This is a genomic window from Bacillus sp. FSL K6-1218, from assembly GCF_038006445.1.
Lineage (GTDB): Bacteria > Bacillota > Bacilli > Bacillales > Bacillaceae_G > Bacillus_A > Bacillus_A thuringiensis_S.
The window spans coordinates 4,975,653-4,995,648 of the sequence record NZ_JBBOVE010000001.1 but is presented as its reverse complement, the minus strand read 5'-3'; the positions used below and the strand labels follow the sequence as shown (position 1 = coordinate 4,995,648).

Sequence of the window (19,996 nt, the reverse complement as noted above, 5' to 3'; positions counted from 1 at the left end):
AATAATAGATAAAAGCAGACTGAGAAGCCACAGTCTGCTTTTTTGTCATGTTACATTCTATGATTTTGTTTTACTGGAACTCTTATTGGTTCTTTGGCCAATAAGAGTTGAACGCCGAAGTAAAGTATGCTTGCAAGCGTCATTCCAGAAACGGCATCTACAAAGGCATGCTGCTTCGTAAATAACGTTGATAAAATAATAAGTGTACCGAAGAAAGTAAGGATGTAATATTCAAAAGCATGCTGTTCTCTACGCTTAAAGGCAGCTAACATAATTACAAATGTAGTAAGAACGTGAATGCTAGGGAAACAGTTTACCGGTTGATCGATACTATAAATATAGCGAACTAGTTCAGAAAATACATCTGTTCCAACGACAGTCGGACGCGGTACAGTTGTTTGCCAAAAATAATAAATAGAAAAACAAGCAAGCTTTCCAAAAATAACACTACTTAAAGTGACATAATATTGCTTTCGGTCAGCAAAGCAGTAATAAATAAGTGCGCCGTATAAGTATGGAAACCAAAGTAAATAAGGAATAATAAATGCTTTTACAAATGGAATCCAATCATCTACTACAGTTGTAACGTCTACTGCGTGAACAGTCGATTTATTTAATACGTCGTAAAGGGGACTTACGAGCACGAGTAGAAGTATATAACTTAACGGAAGAAAAGATGAAAGTTTAAATTTCTTCATGTTGATCTCCTATGTTTAGTAATGTAAGTAAATTCAATTGATTATAATATAGAAACGTGAATTGGGCTATCGATTTTACTTACACTTTCTTGAATTAACCTTACGTTTTTGTCACTTGACTAAAAAGAAGGAGAGGGTGCTAAATGAAGCGTTTATCGTATTTCTTATTTTTTATATTGATATGCCTAGTCGTTGCTGGGTGTGCAAAGGATAAAGAAGGAGAGAAATTAGAATATAACGGAAGAGCACTCGTAATTGGAGTTGTGGGAGAAAAACCGAAAGATACGTTTAGGAATATAAAGTTTGAGGAAATGAAGTTAGAGGAACTGGAACATAAATCAAAGGAAGTGGATGGTTTTCTAATAATGAAAGATCACTTTCAAGAAGCCTCAACAGAGCAGTATAAAAATGTATTTTCATCGCTAAAGAAACCAGTGTTTTTTATCGGTTTACAAGATAAATCATATTCAATTTTTATTACAAAAGGGGTAGAGTATAACAGTGCACGGAAAGATGTAAATGCTATGTATACGCAAGGGTTTGCGAATATCGGAAGTGGTGAAGGACAACAATGGGCAGTTGGTTTATCGAATGGTGGAAATACAGAAGAAAGTATTCATAATATGTATATCGTCGTATTTCAAACCATTGCAGATTATTTGAATAGATGATGAAGGAGCCTGTAAAAGAGGCTTCTTATTTTTTTAATCAAACGTTTGTTTAAGCTGTATGTTCGGTAGGAAGAAACCGATGTAACTCAATGGTTAACAAAGAGAAATGGAGAATTAATCAAACGTTTGTTTAAGCTGTATGTTCGGTAGGAAGAAACTCCTGTAGTTCAAAGGTTAAGAAAGAAAAATGGAGAATTAATCAAACGCTTGTTTAAGATATATGTTTGGTGCAGAATCTAAAAAATTTATATATTTATTTTTTTCTTAACAAATGGCGGAAAAATAAGAAAAATTCGCAGGATTATTAAAAATTATCACGAAATAAGTAAAAGTTTAGCGAATAATGGTTTGAAATAATAAAACGTTTTCTATATGATAAAGGTAAAGGTTAGTAAAAAAGTAGGTGAATTTATGACAGTAACATTTTATTCATATCCAAAGTGTGGCACATGTCAAAAGGCAAAGAAATGGTTTGAGGCAAACGATGTAGCATATGAGATGATTCATATTGTTGAAAATCCACCATCAAAAGAAGATTTACGTAATTTACATGAAAAAAGTGAATTACCATTAAAAAAATTCTTTAATACAAGTGGAATGCGTTACCGTGAACTTGGTCTAAAAGATAAGTTGAAAGATGCAAGCGAAGACGAAATGTATGAGCTTTTAGCATCTGATGGCATGTTGATTAAACGTCCAATTGTAACAGATGGAACGAATGTAACACTTGGTTTTAACGAAGAGCAGTTTGAAAGTGTGTGGAAAAAGTACCAATAAGGTATTTTTACATAATTAATACATTCACTGGAGGTACAGTCATGAGCATTCCAAATAATTTACGTTACTCTGAAGAACACGAATGGGTAAAAACTGAAGGTAATGAAGTTGTTATCGGTATCACTCACTTTGCACAAGGTGAGCTAGGCGATATCGTATTCGTTGAACTTCCTGAAGTAGGTGCAACAATCGAAGCTAACGAGCCATTCGGAAGCGTAGAATCTGTTAAAACAGTTTCTGAGTTATACGCACCTGTAAGCGGTAAAGTTGTAGCAGTAAACGAAGAATTAAGTGACCAACCAGAACTTGTTAACGAATCTCCATACGAGGGTGCATGGATGGTTAAAGTTGAACTTTCTGATGCAAGCCAAGTTGAGAAGTTATTAACTGCAGAAAAATATGCAGAAATGACAAACCAAGACTAATTATAGTCGACTAAAGGACAGCCTTTGTGCTGTCCTTTTTTATTTTGTGTAAAATAATGAATGTAGAATCATATACTAATTATCGTGTAGGAGAACGTTTTTTGAAAAAACTTTTTCGCTTAATCTTTATGCAGGTGTAGGCGTTTTTGCTTTTCATGTCTAAGAACCTTCCGCACGAGAAGACAAAAAAGCGTTTTCTGTGCGAAAGAACTTTAGTCAACAGGACTAAACAGTCGGTTCCGCTTTTCTTTATGATCCAGCTCCAGCGGCTAGATTGTTCGGTGGCTTCGCTTCTTCCTACAAGGCAAAAAGCGCCTCTAGTTCAGGGGTTCGGGTGCCCTCCTGTTCTGAACGAGCCGCTTCCGCTTTTCATTGTCTAGCTCCAGCGGCTAGAACAGTCGGTCATTTCACTCCTTCACTTGAGGCAAAAAGCGCCTCTAGTTCAGGAGTTCCAATGCCCTTCTGTTCTGAACGAGCCGCTTCCGCTTTTCTTTTGCAAAAATAAACAGGAAACAACATGAAAATAACGAATATACTATATACTAAGTTCAAGGTTATATAGTATATGGTGATCGGGTGATGACATATGATTTATGTAGAAAAAGTCATTATTGTAGAAGGTACATCAGATAGAAGAAAGATTGAATCTATTATTCGTGAACCGGTGGAAATTGTTTGTACAAATGGTACAATTGGTTTGTCGAAAATGGATGAGCTCGTTGATCAGTTTTTTGATAAGGAAGTGTATGTGCTAGTGGATGCTGATGATGCTGGAGAAAAGTTAAGGAAACAATTTCGAAAAGAATTTCCGCAAGCCGAGCATATCTATATTGATCGCTCGTACCGAGAAGTGGCAACTGCGCCATCTACACACTTAGCAAATGTATTATGGGGAGCCGACATTGACGTTTATACAGAATATTTACGGTAAGGAATGATAGAAGTGATTGATTGGACAGGAGCCGAAGCTACAGCCCTAATAGAGAACGAAGAAAAAACAGTATTATATGTATATACTCCAATGTGTGGAACATGCCAATTAGCAAAAAAGATGTTAACAGTCGTTGAGATGACAATTGAAGAGTTGAAAATTGGGATGTTAGATTTAAATTATGCTCCGCATTTAGCGAAAGAGTATGGGATTGAAAGTGTACCTTGTTTACTTGTTTTTGAAAATGGGACACTGATGAAGAAGATATACGCATTTCATTCGGTTGAATATTTATATACGGAATTAAAGTAGGCGGCAAAATTTTTGCCGCCTCGACATATTTCTTGGGAAATATGTCGAGATGCAGGATGGATACAGTATTTGTCGAGCGAAAATAACAGGATTGCTCTTTAGTGAGAGGGAATGGTATGTAATAGAAAGTGATATGAAGGATGTGATTTAGGGTGAGATTATATTCTTTGCTTCAATCATTTGTAAATTACGCTAATGGTCAATATCATTTAGAACCGCTTTTAAGACGAGAGGAAAAAACTGTTAATTTCCGTTTGGGAGATGAAAGTTGTTCGTTACAAATTTCAAGAGATTATATAGAGCTGGTACATGAGGAAAGAGGAACGGAACAAATCATTTGCTTAGACGAAAAGGATATAGAACAATTGGTTAATGGAAATGTACGATTGCAAATGTTAATGAACGATGGACGTGTACAGTATTCGGGAACGTATCGAACGATGCTATTAGTCGAATCGATGTTTCATATATGTAAACCGATGTCAGTAGGTGCTTAAAATTCTGAAGGTTCATTTTTTGCGAAAATTTCTGTTGACATGATGTTTGGATATTGATACAATTCAATTCATAAAATATAGATAATTTCATAAATTACAAATCAGACGAAAATTGAATCTGATTTCTCTTATCAAGAGAGGTGGAGGGACTGTGCCCTGTGAAGCCCGGCAACCGTCAACTTATGTTGAAATGGTGCCAATTCCTGCAAAGCAAATGCTTTGAGAGATGAGAGAGAGGGATAATGTTGTTATATACGCACATAAACCTTTCTGCTTCTCTAAAGCAGAAAGGTTTTTTTATTGTTTGAATGTGGAGGACATTCAAATAATAAAAGTAGTAATAACGGTGGACTACACGCATTAAACATAAAAAATTGCGGAGTCGATCAAAATAAAAAAGGGGTGAACATCATGATTCTATTAGAGAATGTAAAGAAAATATATAAGGCGAAAAGCGGTGATGTCACTGCTGTAGATAACGCCAATTTGAAAATAGAAAAAGGCGAAATATTTGGTGTTATCGGATATAGCGGCGCTGGAAAAAGTTCTTTAATTAGATTGTTTAATCAGTTAGAGAAACCGACTTCTGGCCAAATTACAATTGCCAATCGTGTTATATCAGCAATTACAGGAAGTGAACTTCGTAAGGCAAGGCAAGAAATCGGAATGATTTTTCAGCACTTTAACTTACTTTGGTCACGAACTGTACGTGAAAATATAGAGTTTCCACTTGAAATTGCAGGTGTTGATAAAGCGAAGAGAAGAAAACGTGTTGATGAATTAATTCATCTTGTTGGATTAGAAGGAAGAGGAGACGCATACCCATCTCAGCTGAGCGGAGGACAAAAGCAACGCGTCGGGATTGCAAGAGCATTAGCTAACAATCCACAAGTGCTTTTATGTGATGAAGCAACGTCAGCTCTTGATCCAGAAACGACAGATCAAATTTTGGATTTACTATTAGATATTAATAAGCGCCTTGGTTTAACAATTGTACTCATTACACATGAGATGCACGTAATTCGAAAGATTTGTAACCGAGTGGCGGTAATGGAGAGAGGAAAGATTGTAGAAACGGGTCCAGTACTTGATGTATTCCGTAATCCGAAGCAAGATATTACGAAACGATTTGTACAGCAGTTAACAGATTCTGAAGATACAAATGAAACGATTGAAAGTTTAATTGAAAAATATCCAGATGGAAAAGTAATTCGTTTGCAGTTTATCGGTGAGGCTGTAGAAAGGCCAGTGCTTCAACGATTAATGCAACGCAGTGATATAGAAGTTAGCATTTTGCAAGGGAATATCGCACAAACGAATAATGGTTCTTACGGTAGTTTAATTGTTCATTTAAATGGTGAGGAAATAGCGATCCAGCAAGCAATAGAAGGAATTCATCAAGATCAAGTAGAGCTGGAGGTGATTGCACATGGATAAGTTACTCGCAAATATTGATTGGAATCAAATGTTAGAAGCAACTGGTGAAACGTTATATATGACGGCAATCGCAGCTCTTGCGACATTTGTTTTAGGACTAATTTTAGGATTGTTACTCTTCATGACAGCAAAAGATAATTTATGGGAAAATAAATCAATTAATACGGTGATTGGAGCATTCGTAAATATATTCCGTTCGATACCGTTCATCATTTTAATTATTTTATTAATTCCATTCACAAAGATTCTTCTTGGAACAATTCTTGGAGCAAGTGCAGCTCTGCCGGCTTTAATTATTGGAGCGGCACCATTCTACGCGAGAATGGTTGAAATTGCACTTCGCGAAATTGATAAAGGTGTAATTGAAGCTTCAAAAGCAATGGGAGCAAAAACAAGCACAATTATTTTGAAAGTGTTAATTCCAGAATCATTACCAGCATTAGTATCTGGTATTACGGTTACGACAATTGCTTTAGTAGGCTATACAGCAATGGCGGGAGTTGTTGGTGCTGGTGGCCTTGGAACACTTGCTTACTTAGAAGGATTCCAGAGAGGGAATAACGATGTAACAATTGTTGCGACAATTTGTGTATTACTAGTTGTATTTTTAATCCAGTGGATTGGTGATAGTTTAACGACTCGAATAGATAAACGATAATAAAAAACGGGAGGATGTTTCAAATGAAAAAATTATTAATTACGGCACTTATTTCAACTTCAATTTTTGGGTTAGCGGCTTGTGGCGGGAAAGATAAAGATGAAAAGAAACTTGTTGTTGGTGCTTCTAACGTACCGCACGCTGAAATTTTAGAAAAGGCAAAACCGTTACTTGAGAAAAAAGGAATTGAGTTAGAAATTAAAAAATTCCAAGACTACGTATTACCAAATAAATCATTAGCGGATAAGGATTTAGATGCAAACTACTTCCAGCACATTCCGTATTTAGAGAAAGAAATTAAAGATAAAAAATATGACTTTGAAATAGCAGGAAAAATTCATTTAGAACCAATTGGTGTATACTCTCAAAAATATAAGAGCTTAAAAGAACTTCCAGACGGGGCGACAATCATTATGAGTAATTCTGTTACTGACCATGGACGTGGTTTAGCAATTTTACAAAAAGAAGGCATTTTAAAAATTAAAGACGGAGTAGATCCAGTTAGTGCAACTCCAAAAGATATTGCAGATAACCCGAAAAACTTAAAGTTTAAAACGGACATTGAGCCAGGTTTGTTACCACAAGTGTATAACAATAAAGAAGGCGACGCTGTTTTAATTAACTCGAACTATGCAATTGATGCGAAATTAAACCCAGAAAAAGATGCAATTGCAATTGAAGGTGATGATTCTCCATACGCAAACGTATTAGTGGTTCGTAAAGGTGATAAAGATAAAAAAGAGATTAAAGAGCTTGTAGAAGTATTGCATTCTAAAGAAATCGAAGACTTTATTAATAAAGAATATAAAGGAGCGGTTGTTCCTGTAAAAGAATAATTGCTGACAAGGCTGGTGTATGCCAGCTTTTTTATAACTACATAACTATAGGGGAGAAGGGGACATCATATGAAAAAGATTCTATTGTCAGTTGTTACAGCGCTGTCTGTATTTACATTAGCTGCTTGCGGAGGAAAAGAAGAGAATAAGCTTGTTGTTGGAGCTTCTAACGTGCCGCACGCTGTTATTTTAGAGAAAGCACAGCCAATCTTAGAGAAAAAAGGCATTAAGTTAGAGATTAAAAAGTTCCAAGATTATGTACTGCCAAATAAAGCGTTAGCGGATAAAGAGATTGATGCGAACTACTTCCAGCATATTCCGTATTTAGATAAGGAGATCCAAGAAAAAGGATATAAAATTGTAAACGCAGGAAAAATCCATTTAGAGCCAATGGGTATTTATTCTAAGAAATATAAAAGCTTAAAAGACTTACCAGATGGCGGGACAGTTATTATGAGTAATAACGTAGCGGAGCGAGGCCGTATGTTAGCATTGTTACAAAAAGGCGGCGTGATTAAGCTTAAAGATGGTGTAGATGTGGTTAAGGCAACAGTAAAAGATGTAGTCGAAAACCCGAAAAACTTAAAATTTAAAACAGATGTTGAACCTGGACTTTCACCGAAGTTGTATGAAAATAATGAGGGAGATGCTTTATTCATTAATTCGAACTATGCAATTGATGCAAAATTAAATCCAACGAAGGATGCAATTGCGATTGAAGGATCAGACTCTCCGTATGCAAACATCATTGCAGTTCGTAAAGGTGATGAGAAGAAAAAAGAAATTAAAGAGCTAGTAGAAGTGCTACATTCAAAAGAAATTCAAGATTTTATTAACAAAGAATATAAAGGTGCTGTACTTCCGATAAGTGAATAATTATAAGGAAAGGACTGGGAATTTACCGGTCCTTTTTTCTTTATATAAATAAGAAGAAAGGTGTATCATATAAAGGTGAGAAGGAAATACTTATATACATTTGTGAAAAAACGGTTACTTTTTTTCGTCGTTTGCGATATCATTTTATTTGATATAAAATTAGAATGAGAATAAAATGAGAATATGAACGTTTTAGGAATTTTTAAAATGTATATATAGGATTAATGGAGGTATTGAGATGGCTGGTTCTACATTAACGGTTAAAGACTTACACGTATCAATTGACGGCAAAGAAATTTTAAAGGGTGTAAACCTTGAAGTAAAAGGTGGAGAAATCCACGCAATTATGGGACCTAACGGAACAGGTAAATCAACTTTATCTTCTGCAATTATGGGTCACCCAAAGTATGAAGTAACAGAAGGTAGCATCATCATTGACGGTGAAGATGTATTAGAAATGGAAGTAGACGAGCGCGCGCAAGCGGGTCTATTCCTAGCAATGCAATATCCAAGTGAAATTAGCGGAGTAACAAACGCTGACTTCTTACGTTCTGCAATTAACGCACGTCGTGAAGAAGGCGATGAAATTTCTCTTATGAAATTTATCCGTACATTAGATAAAAACATGGAATTCCTAGAAATGGATCCAGAAATGGCACAACGTTACTTAAACGAAGGTTTCTCTGGTGGAGAGAAAAAACGTAACGAAATTCTTCAATTAATGATGATTGAGCCAAAAATCGCAATCTTAGACGAAATCGACTCAGGTCTTGATATCGATGCATTAAAAGTTGTATCTAAAGGTATTAACCAAATGCGCGGCGAAGAGTTCGGTTGCCTAATGATTACGCATTACCAACGTTTATTAAACTACATCACTCCAGACTTCGTTCACGTTATGATGAACGGTCGTATCGTTAAATCTGGTGGCCCTGAGCTTGCACAACGTCTAGAAGCTGAAGGTTACGACTGGATTAAAAAAGAATTAGGTATTGAAGACGAAACAGCAGAGCAAGAAGCGTAAGAGAGGAGCATAAACATGACAATCGGTACATTACCTTTCGATCAAGAAACAATCCGTCAGCGCGCAAGCGAAGTAAACGAAGCTGCTTGGTTGACTGAGTTCCGCTTACAAGCTCTTGCACAAGCAACAGAACTTCCAATGCCAACGCCTGATAAAACGAAAATTGAAAAATGGGACTTTATCGGAAAAGGCGACGCTGCTAAGCAAGAGCCTGTAAGTTCTTTAACAGAGCTTCCAGAAGCAGTGAAAAACTTAATCGATGAAAATAACAGCGTATTAGTACAACGTACTGGTACAACTGCGTTCGTTTCTTTAGCAGACGAAGCAAAAGAAAAAGGTGTTATTTTTACAGACATCGTAACAGCTGCAACAGAGCATGCTGAACTATTACAAAAGTATTTAATGAAAGACGGCGTGAAGGTAGACGAGCATCGTTTAACTGCACTTCATGCTGCATTAATCAACGGCGGTGCATTCGTATATGTTCCGAAAAACGTTGTTCTTGAAACTCCACTTCAAGCTGTATTCTTAGTAGACGGCGAAGAAGCTAACGTATATAACCACGTATTATTCGTAGCTGATGCGAACAGTACTGCAACTTATGTAGAAAACTATGTTGCAAATGAAAATGCTAAAGGTATTGCAAATATCGTAGCAGAAGTAATCGTGGAACAAGGCGCACAAGTTAAATTTGGTGCAGTTGATCTATTAGCAAAAGACGTAACAACTTACGTTAACCGCCGCGGTGTTGTTGGACGCGACGGCCGCATTGATTGGGCTCTAGGCCTTATGAATGACGGAAATACAATTTCAGAGAACGTTACAAACTTAATGGGCGACGGTTCATATGCTGATACGAAAACAGTAACAATTGGCCGTGGTAACCAAACACAAAACTTTACAACTAAAGTTGTTCACTTCGGTAAACACTCTGAAGGTTGGATTTTAAAACACGGTGTACAAAAAGATAGTGCAACATCTATCTTTAACGGAATTGGTAAGATTGAACACGGTGCATCTAAATCAAATGCACAACAATCTTCTCGCGTTCTTATGTTAGATGAGAAAGCTCGTGGGGATGCAAACCCAATTCTTTTAATCGACGAAGATGATGTAATGGCAGGTCACGCAGCTTCAGTAGGTCGCGTAGATCCGTACCAATTATACTACTTGATGAGCCGTGGTATTCCAAAACGCGAAGCAGAACGTTTAGTCATCCATGGATTCTTAGCACCTGTAGTAAATGAGCTTCCAATTGAAGGAGTAAAAGCACAGCTTGTTGAGGTAATTGAAAGGAAAGTTCGCTAATGAATATTCATGAAATACGCAAACAGTTTCCAATTCTTGATCAAAAAGTGAACGGCAAACAACTTGTATATTTCGATAGTGCAGCAACTTCTCAAAAACCAATTCAAGTCATTGAAACGTTAGAACGTTACTATAAAGAATATAATTCTAACGTGCATCGCGGTGTTCATACGCTCGGTACGAAAGCTACCGACGCGTATGAAGGTGCACGCGAGAAAGTTCGCAAGTTTATTAACGCGAAATCAATGGAAGAGATTATTTTCACGCGCGGAACGACAACTGCATTAAATACAGTAGCGGCTAGCTATGGTCTTGAAAATGTAAAAGAAGGCGATGAAATCGTTATTTCTTACATGGAGCACCATAGTAACATCATTCCGTGGCAACAAGTTGCGAAGAAAACTGGTGCAACTTTAAAATACCTTCCGCTTCAACCAGACGGTACAATTTCTTTAGAAGATGTTCGTCAAACAGTTACACCGAATACAAAAATCGTTTCTATTATGCAAGTTTCAAACGTGCTTGGAACGATTAACCCTGTAAAAGAAATCGGAGCAATCGCACACGAAAATGGCGCAATTATGGTCGTTGACGGTGCACAAAGTACACCTCACATGAAAGTAGATGTACAAGATTTAAACTGTGATTTCTACGCATTATCTGCTCATAAGATGTGCGGACCTACAGGCATCGGCGTATTATATGGTAAAAAAGAATTGCTGAACAATATGGAGCCAATTGAATTTGGCGGTGAAATGATTGATTTCGTAGATTTACAAGAATCTACTTGGAAAGAGCTTCCGTGGAAGTTTGAAGCAGGTACACCGATTATCGGTAATGCAATCGGACTTGGTGCGGCAATTGATTTCCTAGAAGAAATCGGTCTTGATAATATTGAAAAGCATGAACATGAATTAGCGCAATACGCTTTAGAAAGACTATCAGAAGTAGATGGCGTTACAATTTATGGTCCAAAGCATCGCGCTGGTCTTGTTACATTTAATATTGAAGACGTACATCCTCACGATGTAGCGACTGTATTAGATGTAGAAGGCATTGCAGTTCGCGCAGGACATCACTGTGCACAACCGCTTATGAAGTGGCTAAAAGCTTCTTCAACAGCACGTGCGAGCTTCTATTTATATAATACAAAAGAAGAAATTGATACATTTGTTGAATCGCTAATCAAGACAAAGGAGTATTTCACAAATGTCATTTAATAATTTAGATACGTTATATCGTCAAGTTATTATGGATCATTATAAGAATCCTCGTAACAATGGCGTGTTAGAAGATAGTGTTACTGTTAACTTGAACAATCCAACTTGCGGCGATCGTATTCAACTTACGATGAAAGTAGAAGAAGGTATTGTGCAAGAGGCGAAGTTTGAAGGCGAAGGATGTTCAATCTCAATGTCTTCAGCTTCAATGATGACACAAGCAGTAAAAGGTAAGAAAATTGAAGAAGCACTTCAGCTTTCGAAAATTTTCTCTGACATGATGCTAGGAAAAGAGTACGATGACAGCATCGATTTAGGAGATATTGAAGCATTACAAGGCGTATGCAAGTTCCCTGCACGTATTAAATGTGCAACATTAGCGTGGAAAGCGTTAGAAAAGGGCTTAAACGAAGATAAGTAATGTTAAAGGTTCCTAAAAATGAGGTTATCTAAGGAGGGACACACCAACATGGCGAAGCAACTGCCAGATATCGGCGATTACAAATATGGTTTCAAAGACAAAGACGTTTCGATTTTCCGTGCTGGACGCGGTTTAACAAAAGAGATCGTTGAAGAGATTTCACGTATGAAAGAAGAACCACAGTGGATGTTAGACTTCCGTTTAAAATCACTGGATAAGTTCTATGAAATGCCAATGCCACAATGGGGCGGCGACTTAAACGACTTAGATTTCGATGAAATTACGTACTACGTAAAACCATCTGAGAAATCTGAGAAGTCTTGGGATGAAGTACCTGATGAAATTAAAGCAACATTTGATAAATTAGGTATTCCAGAAGCTGAGCAAAAATATTTAGCTGGTGTATCTGCACAGTACGAATCTGAAGTTGTATACCACAACATGAAAGAAGACCTAGAAGCTCTAGGAATCGTCTTCAAAGATACAGATAGCGCATTAAAAGAGAACGAAGATATTTTCCGTGAGCATTTCGGAAAAGTAATCCCACCAACAGACAACAAATTCTCTGCATTAAACTCTGCAGTTTGGTCTGGTGGATCATTCATCTACGTTCCAAAAGGTATTAAAGTTGATACACCACTTCAAGCGTATTTCCGTATTAACTCTGAAAATATGGGACAATTCGAGCGTACGCTTATCATCGTAGACGAAGGCGCACATGTACACTACGTAGAAGGTTGTACAGCACCTGTTTACACTACTAACTCACTTCACAGTGCGGTAGTAGAAATCATCATTAAAAAAGATGCGTATTGCCGTTATACAACAATCCAAAACTGGGCGAACAACGTATACAACCTAGTTACAAAACGTGCGGTTTGTGAAGAAAACGCGACGATGGAATGGATTGATGGTAACATCGGATCTAAATTAACGATGAAATACCCAGCAGTTATCTTAAAAGGCGAAGGCGCTCGTGGTTTAACATTATCAATCGCGATTGCTGGTAAAGGCCAACACCAAGATGCTGGTGCGAAAATGATTCACTTAGCACCAAACACGTCTTCAACAATCGTTTCTAAATCGATTGCGAAGCATGGTGGTAAAGTAACTTACCGTGGTATCGTACACTTCGGACCAAAAGCGAAAAACTCTCGCTCTAACATCGAGTGTGACACGTTAATCATGGATAACCAATCTACATCTGATACAATTCCTTACAACGAAATCAAAAACGATTACGTTTCACTTGAGCACGAAGCGAAAGTATCGAAAGTATCAGAAGAACAATTATTCTACCTAATGAGCCGCGGTATTTCTGAGCAAGAAGCTACAGAAATGATCGTAATGGGCTTCATTGAGCCATTCACTCGCGAACTTCCAATGGAATACGCAGTTGAAATGAACCGCCTAATCAAGTTTGAGATGGAAGGTTCTATCGGCTAATATATGTATGAAGAAAGCGCCCTGCTGTGCAGGGCGCTTTTTTGTTTTGCGGATTTGTCTTGGTTTGGTAGAGGATACCCAGGTGGGTGTTCAGCTAAATATATCAACGATTTTTCAAGTATATCGATCATAAACGGGAATATATCAACGATTATTTCAATATATCAACGTTTCGACAAGGAATATCGATTTGTTGACAAAGTAAGACAAAAGAAAATCCTCACATACCCCAAACATTTTATAAGAACAGAGAACGACTAGGTTTAAGACAAAGATACTGACAAATCCACTTGAACAATCAACCACTGAATTTTATATTAAACTTTTTGAAAAATCCCCCTTCTAGCAATGAATTCAACAACTAAAAAAATAAAGTTTCTCATATGAAAAGGACAATCTTTTGCTTTTTCTCACAATGCGAGTACAATGTAAAATAGCAAGAAAAGACGAAAAATATTTACAGGATTATTGTGTGCGCATAGCGTAAATGGCAGTAAGGAACTGAGAGGAGGTTTTTTCTCTGAATATAAATAAAGAAACAATCATCCACCTTTATCATACAAACGATATACATAGTCATTTTGAAAATTGGCCGCAAATTTCTCGGTTTGTACAGGGAGAGAAAAAGCGAAGACAGGAAGCGGGAGAGACCGTTTTGACGGTTGATATCGGCGATCATGTGGATCGTTTTCATAGTATTTCGGAAGCGACGAATGGACTTGGCAATACGAAGCTTTTAAATGAGGCGTTATATGATTATGTAACGATCGGAAATAATGAAGGAATTACGTTAGCGAAGGAGCATTTGAATCGTCTATATGATGAGGCTGGATTTGAGGTGCTTGTCGCGAATTTATTTGAAAAAGAAGGTGTACGTCCGGAGTGGGCAAAGCCTTATAAATTACATACAACGACAGATGGGATTACGATTGCCTTTATCGGGTTAACGGTAGCTTATCCAGAGTTTTATCATATGCTCGATTGGCATATTGAAGATCCGCTTATCCATTTAGAGTCTATTTTAGAAGAAGTGCGAGATGAGGCTCATATTACAGTTGTCCTTTCTCATCTTGGAAAAAGCATGGATGAGTATATGGCAGAGCATTATGATATAGATGTTATTTTAGGGGCACATACGCATCATTTATTTGAGCGTGGCGTTCTTATGAATAATACGTTACTTTGTTGTTGTGAAAAGTGGGGGCGTTACGTTGGTCACGTACAGCTTACTGTGGATATAGAGACGAAGAAATTACTGAAAAAAGACGGTAGAGCAATTAAGACGGAACGGTTAGGGGCTTATAGCGAGCTGTTATCCACAATTGAAATACTGCAGGAAGAAAGTAAGCATATAATGGCAGAGCCTGTCGTTCATTTAAAAGAGTCATTACCGGTTGATTGGTTTCATGAGACGCCGTTTTCTCATATGTTAGCAAGTGCGCTGAAAACATGGTGCGGTGCAGAAATTGGAATGGTGAATGCTGGTGTACTTCTTGAAGGATTAGAAGAGGGTGTTGTAACGCGCGGAGATATTCACAGAATTTGTCCACATCCAATTAATCCGTGTGCTTTGAAAGTTCCAGGAAAGATATTAAGAGAAGTTATTTTGAAAGCACGTAAACCGAATATGGAGAATCTTGAGGTGAAAGGATTCGGATTTCGGGGGAAAGTGATGGGGAAAATGATTTACGCTGGTGTAGAAGTAATTCCAGATACGATTCCTGGGAATAAAATTTTATTAGAAGATGTATTGATTAACGGCGAATCGCTGGAGTTAGACCGTATATATACAGTAGGAACAATTGATATGTTTACGTTTGGATACTTATACCCAGAGCTATCCACACTTTCTAGCAAACAATATTATATGCCAGAACTACTTAGAGATGTGTTAACAGATATGTTAATAACTTATACATCTTCCGTTAAACTATAGGCTAGTTAACTTGTAACACTCATTTTTCTCTTGTCATACAGATAAGAAAGAGAGGAGTGTGAACTATGGTTAATGTGGAGCCAATTATAATTGATAATTATACGTTTATTGCAGTTAGCGTGAAACTTCCAAAGACGAATTTGCTAGCTGTAATGAGCGATAAAGGATATATTATGTGTGGTGCATTAGATGTAGGTCTTTTAAATGAGAAGTTAGGTGATCGAGGAATTATTGCTGGCCGTGCGGTTGGTGTAAGAACGATTGAACAACTTCTTGAAGCGCCACTAGAATCGGTAACGACTGGAGCTGAAGCATTAGGCATTTCAGCAGGAACGATTGGAAAAGAAGCATTATTAAAAATAAGATAAGCATATATCGTCCCTCCTTCTTGCATAGAAATGATATAAGAAGGAGGTTTTTTTATGAGTATATTTCGCTCGAAAAACTCGCGGTTTCGAAAGGGACCTATTGCTTTTCGGTATATACTGCTTATGTCGTTTATTCTTTTTGTTATATTACTTACGCAAGGGCTGTGGATTGTGAATAATAGTATTCAGCCGACCTTAATTAAATATGGAGAAGTAGAGACACAGAAAATGGCGACGGCAATTATGACGAAGGCGGTAAAGGATCGAATTAATGAAGGATTCGATGTGGATTCATTAATGAAAGTACAGAATGATAAAAACGGGAAAGTATCCACAATTAATTTAAATACAAAGCAAGTAAATGAAATCGTAACGTCAACGACCACGTACATAGAAAAATATTTGCAGCAAGTAGAACAAGGGAAGTTGAAGGAGCTAGGTATTTCTGAAAAAAACGGGGCGACTATGGCAGTTCCTTTTGGGCGTGTAACTGATAATGCGCTTCTTGGTAATATAGGACCAGATATTCCGATTCATTTCACGCCAATTGGGCATGTGAATACAGATATTAAACAAAAAATTGAGCCGCATGGGATCAACACTACAGCGATTCAAATTGTTATGGAAATGGAAGTAACGTTGCAAGTAATCATTCCATTTCATACGAAAGAGATAACAGTGAAACAAAATGTTCCGATTGCGACGCGTATCGTTCAAGGGGAAGTGCCTACGTATTATGGAAGCGGAAGCGTTGCTGTACCTGATAAAAAGAAAACAGATAGTTAATTGCATATAAAGTGAAACTTGAATCAATCGGGCTTTTACTGGATAAAAAATAACCGTAGCAATGCGCTACGGTTATCGTTTTGTATTTGCTCGTTCTTTGCGTTCCCAAAGGCTTAAATGCATATATGGATCGAAGGCCCATTCTGTATAGCCATTGTCTTTATATATGCCAAAATGTAAGTGGGGTGGGAATTTTCCGGCTGTACCAGGGGGTCCATAGCCAGTGCTACCAACAAATCCGATTACTTTTCCGGGCTCAACAATTTGTCCAAGCTGTATTTCTTTTGAGAACCCGCCTAAATGAGCGTAATAATGGTAATTGTTATGAAGGTCGCGAATACCAATGCGCCATCCACCAAGGCGGTTCCAACCTTTCGTTTCAATAATGCCATAGCAAGTCGATCTTACTGGCACGCCATATCCGGCAAAAATATCGGTTCCTTCATGAACTCGTCTGCCCCCAAAACTTCTTCCAGCACCGAAAGTACTACGGTAACTATGGTCACTACGAATCGGAAGAGGAAAAGCATTTCCTTCTAAATTAATACGTCCATAATGTTTATAAATTTGGGCGTATTCGCTAATTAAATCAACTGTTTTTGCACGTCTATAATATTCCCAAAGCATAATTTTAATACGGTCTTCTGACGTTCCTTGTTTCCTTAAAATAGTCGCTGCGGTATGCAGAAGATCACGGTCGCTATTTGCATTTGCAAATCCATCTTTGTCACCATCTAAACCTATTCCGCCAAATAGAGAAATTGTATGGGGGAGAGTATCGTTACTATTAACAGGTCCAGCCCATATTTCTGGTTTGAAATAAAGGGAAATGATGGCATCTGGTTTTTTGGGAATATCTTTTCTTACGCTCCGTATATTTCTTTCATATTGATCCATTGCAGCTAAGTAATACCATGGAATGCCTGAAGACTGCTCGGTTTCTTTATATAGTGCCATGCGCTTTTCGTATATGCTTTGCTGATTATCTTCACCGTAAGCGATGTTTTGGTGGAGAAGAAAACAAATAGAAAGCAAAAGAGAAATTTTTCGAAGCATGAAATAGACTCCTTTCACAACATCACTCTTTTTAGTGTGGGATATACGGAGTATTTCATTATAGGGAACGATTGGAAAAAATCTTAGAATCTTCATTTGAGCAAATCGCTTTCATACGTTAGAATAGATATGTTACATTGAAAGAAGCGAACACGGTAAACTATTTCATATTGTGCGGAGTTGATAACCATGACAAAACAAACAGAATATAAGCGCAAGCCCGAATGGTTGAAAATTAAGTTAAACACGAATGAAAACTATACAGGCTTAAAGAAAATGATGCGTTCTAAGAATCTTCATACCGTTTGTGAAGAGGCAAAATGTCCGAATATTCATGAATGCTGGGCTGTAAGAAAAACAGCAACATTTATGATTTTAGGTGCGGTTTGTACACGTGCTTGTCGTTTTTGTGCGGTTAAAACAGGCTTACCAACTGAGCTTGATTTACAAGAACCAGAACGCGTAGCAGATTCAGTAGTACAAATGGGCTTAAAGCACGTTGTTATAACAGCGGTTGCACGTGATGATTTAAAGGACGGCGGAGCAGCTGTTTTTGCTGAAACAGTACGAGCAGTACGTCGTAAAAACCCATTCACGTCTATCGAAGTATTACCATCTGATATGGCTGGGGTAGAAGAAAACTTAAAAATGTTAATGGATGCAAAACCAGATATTTTAAACCATAACATTGAAACAGTACGTCGATTATCTAACCGAGTTCGCGCTAGAGCAAAATATGATCGTTCATTAGAGTTTTTACGTCGAGCAAAAGAAATGCAGCCTGATATTCCAACTAAATCGAGCATTATGGTCGGCTTAGGTGAAACAAGAGAAGATTTAATTGAAGCAATGGATGACTTACGTGCAAACAATGTGGATATTTTAACTCTTGGACAATATCTACAACCATCTAAGAAGCATTTACCAGTTATTAAATATTATCCACCAGCAGAATTTGCAGAGCTTAAAGAAATTGCACTTAGCAAAGGATTTAGCCACTGTGAAGCTGGCCCACTTGTGCGTTCTTCTTACCATGCGGACGAGCAAGTACGTTCTGCAAAAGAAAAAACAGCAGAAGCTAAATAATGAAAAAAGAGAGCTAACGATTAGCTCTCTTTTTGTTTGTACTCTAAAACGGTATTTGGACATGTTAATAAAATCTTTTTTAATTCTTCTGTGGATAATTCAATTGTAAATTCAGGAACACCAGGTGTAATTAAAATTTTATCGTACGTATAAACGGAACTGTCCACAATAATTGTTACATCTTGTGAATAACCAAAAGGAGCTACACATCCTGGAGTACAGCCAGTTTCCATTCTTAGTTCATCAGGAGAACAGAGCGATAAGCGTTCTCCAGTTATTTCTTTCATCTCTCCTCGGTTAAGCCGAGTTCCTTCTAACGTAAAAAACACGTAAAAATTTCCAGATGTTGATTTTAAAAATAAGCTTTTACTTGGAGTACCTTGTAAGCCAAGTCTCTCACGTACAATCCGATCTGTCTCATAATCGAGTACCGGTTCGTGTTCGAACTTTTCATAAGAAACATTTGTTTTATGTAGTAGAGCAAGTACGTCTTCGTACATATGAAATAATACCCCTTTCTATTGTTAGAACAGTCTCTTCTCGTGGCGTCAACTGAATGTTTTGGAAAGGGATATTACTTGGACGATGCTTTCCATAAGCGTGTTATGATACATTGTTCGTCGATTGTAATTTCGTAAATATCAGGATTCGTTAAAGTTCTCCATTCATTAAAGCCAATCGTATGATCAAAATGCTTTAAAATGAGTGTAAGTAAATTGCCGTGTGTAACAAGTAGTGTTGTCGTATGGTTTAATTGTAAAACATCTTGAATAAGCGATATGGCACGGTCTGTTGCTTGTTTTGTTGACTCTCCGCCTGAAAAGGCAATATCTATGTTCGTAAAAGTGGATTCTAGTTTTTGCATCCAATCATCCATTGGAACGTTGCTCAATATGCGTTCAGTTAATCGTTCATCTTCTTGGATAGATAAGTTAGCTTGGAGCGCATAGGGCCGAATGGAATCGATAGCTCGGACAAATGGGCTTGAAATAATATGATCGATTTGTAGATGATTTTCTAAGAGGAATGTAGCAAGGGTGTTTGCTTGGTCTTTTCCATCGGTCGTTAATTCATCATCACGTTTTTGCCCAGTTGCTGAACAATGTCGTATTACAATAATTTTCTTCATAATTCATCCCCATCTTTCAAGTTGACGCTATATACTTCGACAAATGTGGAAATAATTCCTTTTTATTGGAAGCAGCATATGGATTTAAATATGTGGAA

Annotated in this window: 23 protein-coding genes and 1 riboswitch; of the genes, 19 read left to right on the top strand and 4 right to left on the bottom strand. The window is 37.3% G+C overall.

Annotated elements, in window-relative coordinates:
* Window positions 1-50 precede the first annotated feature (50 nt).
* Complete coding sequence (locus MHI26_RS25730; RefSeq protein WP_000713772.1) at window positions 51-698, bottom strand: phosphatase PAP2 family protein; 648 nt, start codon at window positions 696-698, stop codon at window positions 51-53.
* A 143-nt stretch (window positions 699-841) separates the two neighbouring features.
* On the opposite strand from MHI26_RS25730, the gene MHI26_RS25725 reads away from it, so the two are divergent.
* The 18 genes from MHI26_RS25725 (at window position 842) to yunB (ending at window position 16,627) form a co-directional block, all read left to right on the top strand.
* Entirely contained in the window at window positions 842-1,369 is a 528-nt protein-coding gene (locus tag MHI26_RS25725) for a hypothetical protein (protein ID WP_000826886.1), read from the top strand.
* A gap of 411 nt (window positions 1,370-1,780) precedes the next feature.
* Window positions 1,781-2,146, top strand: a complete 366-nt coding sequence (locus MHI26_RS25720; RefSeq protein WP_000218968.1) for an arsenate reductase family protein — start codon at window positions 1,781-1,783, stop codon at window positions 2,144-2,146.
* 41 nt (window positions 2,147-2,187) lie between these two features.
* Window positions 2,188-2,571 carry a glycine cleavage system protein GcvH gene (gene gcvH / locus MHI26_RS25715; RefSeq protein ID WP_000026897.1) on the top strand — a complete coding sequence of 128 codons (384 nt, stop codon included), beginning with the start codon at window positions 2,188-2,190 and terminating at the stop codon, window positions 2,569-2,571.
* 586 nt (window positions 2,572-3,157) lie between these two features.
* Window positions 3,158-3,502, top strand: a complete 345-nt coding sequence (locus tag MHI26_RS25710; RefSeq protein ID WP_000640870.1) for a toprim domain-containing protein — start codon at window positions 3,158-3,160, stop codon at window positions 3,500-3,502.
* A 3-nt stretch (window positions 3,503-3,505) separates the two neighbouring features.
* Complete coding sequence (locus MHI26_RS25705; RefSeq protein WP_002039867.1) at window positions 3,506-3,814, top strand: thioredoxin family protein; 309 nt, start codon at window positions 3,506-3,508, stop codon at window positions 3,812-3,814.
* A gap of 152 nt (window positions 3,815-3,966) precedes the next feature.
* The gene (locus tag MHI26_RS25700) at window positions 3,967-4,311 is read left to right on the top strand and encodes a hypothetical protein (RefSeq protein ID WP_001242143.1); all 345 of its coding nucleotides are present in this window, start codon (window positions 3,967-3,969) and stop codon (window positions 4,309-4,311) included.
* A gap of 125 nt (window positions 4,312-4,436) precedes the next feature.
* A riboswitch (SAM riboswitch) is annotated at window positions 4,437-4,544 on the top strand.
* A gap of 178 nt (window positions 4,545-4,722) precedes the next feature.
* Entirely contained in the window at window positions 4,723-5,748 is a 1,026-nt protein-coding gene (locus MHI26_RS25695) for a methionine ABC transporter ATP-binding protein (RefSeq protein WP_000601779.1), read from the top strand.
* Complete coding sequence (locus tag MHI26_RS25690; RefSeq protein WP_000359399.1) at window positions 5,741-6,406, top strand: methionine ABC transporter permease; 666 nt, start codon at window positions 5,741-5,743, stop codon at window positions 6,404-6,406. The genes MHI26_RS25695 and MHI26_RS25690 overlap by 8 nt, the downstream gene beginning before the upstream one ends.
* Window positions 6,407-6,429: 23 nt before the next feature.
* Window positions 6,430-7,242: a methionine ABC transporter substrate-binding lipoprotein MetQ gene (gene metQ / locus MHI26_RS25685; RefSeq protein ID WP_061666023.1), complete on the top strand. Its 813-nt coding sequence runs from the start codon at window positions 6,430-6,432 to the stop codon at window positions 7,240-7,242.
* A gap of 69 nt (window positions 7,243-7,311) precedes the next feature.
* Window positions 7,312-8,118: a methionine ABC transporter substrate-binding lipoprotein MetQ gene (gene metQ, locus MHI26_RS25680; RefSeq protein ID WP_000722400.1), complete on the top strand. Its 807-nt coding sequence runs from the start codon at window positions 7,312-7,314 to the stop codon at window positions 8,116-8,118.
* Between the two features lie 238 nt (window positions 8,119-8,356).
* Entirely contained in the window at window positions 8,357-9,142 is a 786-nt protein-coding gene (sufC, locus tag MHI26_RS25675) for a Fe-S cluster assembly ATPase SufC (protein WP_000929162.1), read from the top strand.
* Between the two features lie 15 nt (window positions 9,143-9,157).
* Window positions 9,158-10,450, top strand: a complete 1,293-nt coding sequence (gene sufD, locus MHI26_RS25670; RefSeq protein ID WP_000152177.1) for a Fe-S cluster assembly protein SufD — start codon at window positions 9,158-9,160, stop codon at window positions 10,448-10,450.
* Entirely contained in the window at window positions 10,450-11,670 is a 1,221-nt protein-coding gene (sufS, locus tag MHI26_RS25665; protein WP_001020767.1) for a cysteine desulfurase SufS, read from the top strand. Before sufD ends, sufS begins: the two co-directional genes overlap by 1 nt.
* A complete protein-coding gene (gene sufU / locus MHI26_RS25660) occupies window positions 11,660-12,091 on the top strand; it encodes a Fe-S cluster assembly sulfur transfer protein SufU (RefSeq protein ID WP_000009525.1) in 432 nt (143 codons plus the stop codon). Before sufS ends, sufU begins: the two co-directional genes overlap by 11 nt.
* 48 nt (window positions 12,092-12,139) lie before the next feature.
* Entirely contained in the window at window positions 12,140-13,537 is a 1,398-nt protein-coding gene (gene sufB, locus MHI26_RS25655) for a Fe-S cluster assembly protein SufB (protein WP_001118824.1), read from the top strand.
* 520 nt (window positions 13,538-14,057) lie between these two features.
* Entirely contained in the window at window positions 14,058-15,473 is a 1,416-nt protein-coding gene (locus MHI26_RS25650) for a bifunctional metallophosphatase/5'-nucleotidase (protein WP_267255425.1), read from the top strand.
* Between the two features lie 65 nt (window positions 15,474-15,538).
* Window positions 15,539-15,841, top strand: coding sequence for a YunC family protein (locus MHI26_RS25645; RefSeq protein ID WP_061666021.1), 303 nt, complete (start codon window positions 15,539-15,541; stop codon window positions 15,839-15,841).
* Between the two features lie 54 nt (window positions 15,842-15,895).
* Window positions 15,896-16,627 (top strand): sporulation protein YunB, encoded by a 732-nt coding sequence (yunB, locus tag MHI26_RS25640; RefSeq protein WP_000021797.1) that lies wholly within the window; start codon window positions 15,896-15,898, stop codon window positions 16,625-16,627.
* 72 nt (window positions 16,628-16,699) lie between these two features.
* Here the strand turns inward: yunB and MHI26_RS25635 are convergent, their stop codons facing one another.
* Window positions 16,700-17,683, bottom strand: coding sequence for a M23 family metallopeptidase (locus MHI26_RS25635; RefSeq protein ID WP_000944682.1), 984 nt, complete (start codon window positions 17,681-17,683; stop codon window positions 16,700-16,702).
* A gap of 189 nt (window positions 17,684-17,872) precedes the next feature.
* Between MHI26_RS25635 and lipA the strand changes: the two genes are divergently transcribed.
* Window positions 17,873-18,769 carry a lipoyl synthase gene (gene lipA, locus MHI26_RS25630; RefSeq protein WP_000166367.1) on the top strand — a complete coding sequence of 299 codons (897 nt, stop codon included), beginning with the start codon at window positions 17,873-17,875 and terminating at the stop codon, window positions 18,767-18,769.
* 20 nt (window positions 18,770-18,789) lie between these two features.
* Here lipA and MHI26_RS25625 read toward each other — a convergent pair whose 3' ends face one another.
* Both MHI26_RS25625 and MHI26_RS25620 read right to left on the bottom strand, forming a co-directional pair.
* Window positions 18,790-19,269: a YbaK/EbsC family protein gene (locus tag MHI26_RS25625; protein WP_000272753.1), complete on the bottom strand. Its 480-nt coding sequence runs from the start codon at window positions 19,267-19,269 to the stop codon at window positions 18,790-18,792.
* 74 nt (window positions 19,270-19,343) lie between these two features.
* Window positions 19,344-19,898: a histidine phosphatase family protein gene (locus MHI26_RS25620; RefSeq protein ID WP_000721053.1), complete on the bottom strand. Its 555-nt coding sequence runs from the start codon at window positions 19,896-19,898 to the stop codon at window positions 19,344-19,346.
* Window positions 19,899-19,996 lie beyond the last annotated feature (98 nt).

What these genes read in the sequence shown, in the direction of transcription:
- sufB (WP_001118824.1), top strand. Translation starts at nt 12,140, where the DNA reads ATGGCGAAGCAACTGCCAGATATCGGCGATTACAAATATGGTTTCAAA.
- metQ (WP_061666023.1), top strand. Translation starts at nt 6,430, where the DNA reads ATGAAAAAATTATTAATTACGGCACTTATTTCAACTTCAATTTTTGGG.
- MHI26_RS25620 (WP_000721053.1), bottom strand. Translation starts at nt 19,898, where the DNA reads ATGAAGAAAATTATTGTAATACGACATTGTTCAGCAACTGGGCAAAAA.
- MHI26_RS25635 (WP_000944682.1), bottom strand. Translation starts at nt 17,683, where the DNA reads ATGCTTCGAAAAATTTCTCTTTTGCTTTCTATTTGTTTTCTTCTCCAC.
- MHI26_RS25725 (WP_000826886.1), top strand. Translation starts at nt 842, where the DNA reads ATGAAGCGTTTATCGTATTTCTTATTTTTTATATTGATATGCCTAGTC.
- sufD (WP_000152177.1), top strand. Translation starts at nt 9,158, where the DNA reads ATGACAATCGGTACATTACCTTTCGATCAAGAAACAATCCGTCAGCGC.
- MHI26_RS25720 (WP_000218968.1), top strand. Translation starts at nt 1,781, where the DNA reads ATGACAGTAACATTTTATTCATATCCAAAGTGTGGCACATGTCAAAAG.
- sufS (WP_001020767.1), top strand. Translation starts at nt 10,450, where the DNA reads ATGAATATTCATGAAATACGCAAACAGTTTCCAATTCTTGATCAAAAA.
- MHI26_RS25695 (WP_000601779.1), top strand. Translation starts at nt 4,723, where the DNA reads ATGATTCTATTAGAGAATGTAAAGAAAATATATAAGGCGAAAAGCGGT.
- MHI26_RS25625 (WP_000272753.1), bottom strand. Translation starts at nt 19,269, where the DNA reads ATGTACGAAGACGTACTTGCTCTACTACATAAAACAAATGTTTCTTAT.
- metQ (WP_000722400.1), top strand. Translation starts at nt 7,312, where the DNA reads ATGAAAAAGATTCTATTGTCAGTTGTTACAGCGCTGTCTGTATTTACA.
- lipA (WP_000166367.1), top strand. Translation starts at nt 17,873, where the DNA reads ATGACAAAACAAACAGAATATAAGCGCAAGCCCGAATGGTTGAAAATT.
- MHI26_RS25705 (WP_002039867.1), top strand. Translation starts at nt 3,506, where the DNA reads ATGATAGAAGTGATTGATTGGACAGGAGCCGAAGCTACAGCCCTAATA.
- sufC (WP_000929162.1), top strand. Translation starts at nt 8,357, where the DNA reads ATGGCTGGTTCTACATTAACGGTTAAAGACTTACACGTATCAATTGAC.
- MHI26_RS25690 (WP_000359399.1), top strand. Translation starts at nt 5,741, where the DNA reads ATGGATAAGTTACTCGCAAATATTGATTGGAATCAAATGTTAGAAGCA.
- sufU (WP_000009525.1), top strand. Translation starts at nt 11,660, where the DNA reads ATGTCATTTAATAATTTAGATACGTTATATCGTCAAGTTATTATGGAT.
- MHI26_RS25645 (WP_061666021.1), top strand. Translation starts at nt 15,539, where the DNA reads ATGGTTAATGTGGAGCCAATTATAATTGATAATTATACGTTTATTGCA.
- yunB (WP_000021797.1), top strand. Translation starts at nt 15,896, where the DNA reads ATGAGTATATTTCGCTCGAAAAACTCGCGGTTTCGAAAGGGACCTATT.
- MHI26_RS25730 (WP_000713772.1), bottom strand. Translation starts at nt 698, where the DNA reads ATGAAGAAATTTAAACTTTCATCTTTTCTTCCGTTAAGTTATATACTT.
- gcvH (WP_000026897.1), top strand. Translation starts at nt 2,188, where the DNA reads ATGAGCATTCCAAATAATTTACGTTACTCTGAAGAACACGAATGGGTA.
- MHI26_RS25710 (WP_000640870.1), top strand. Translation starts at nt 3,158, where the DNA reads ATGATTTATGTAGAAAAAGTCATTATTGTAGAAGGTACATCAGATAGA.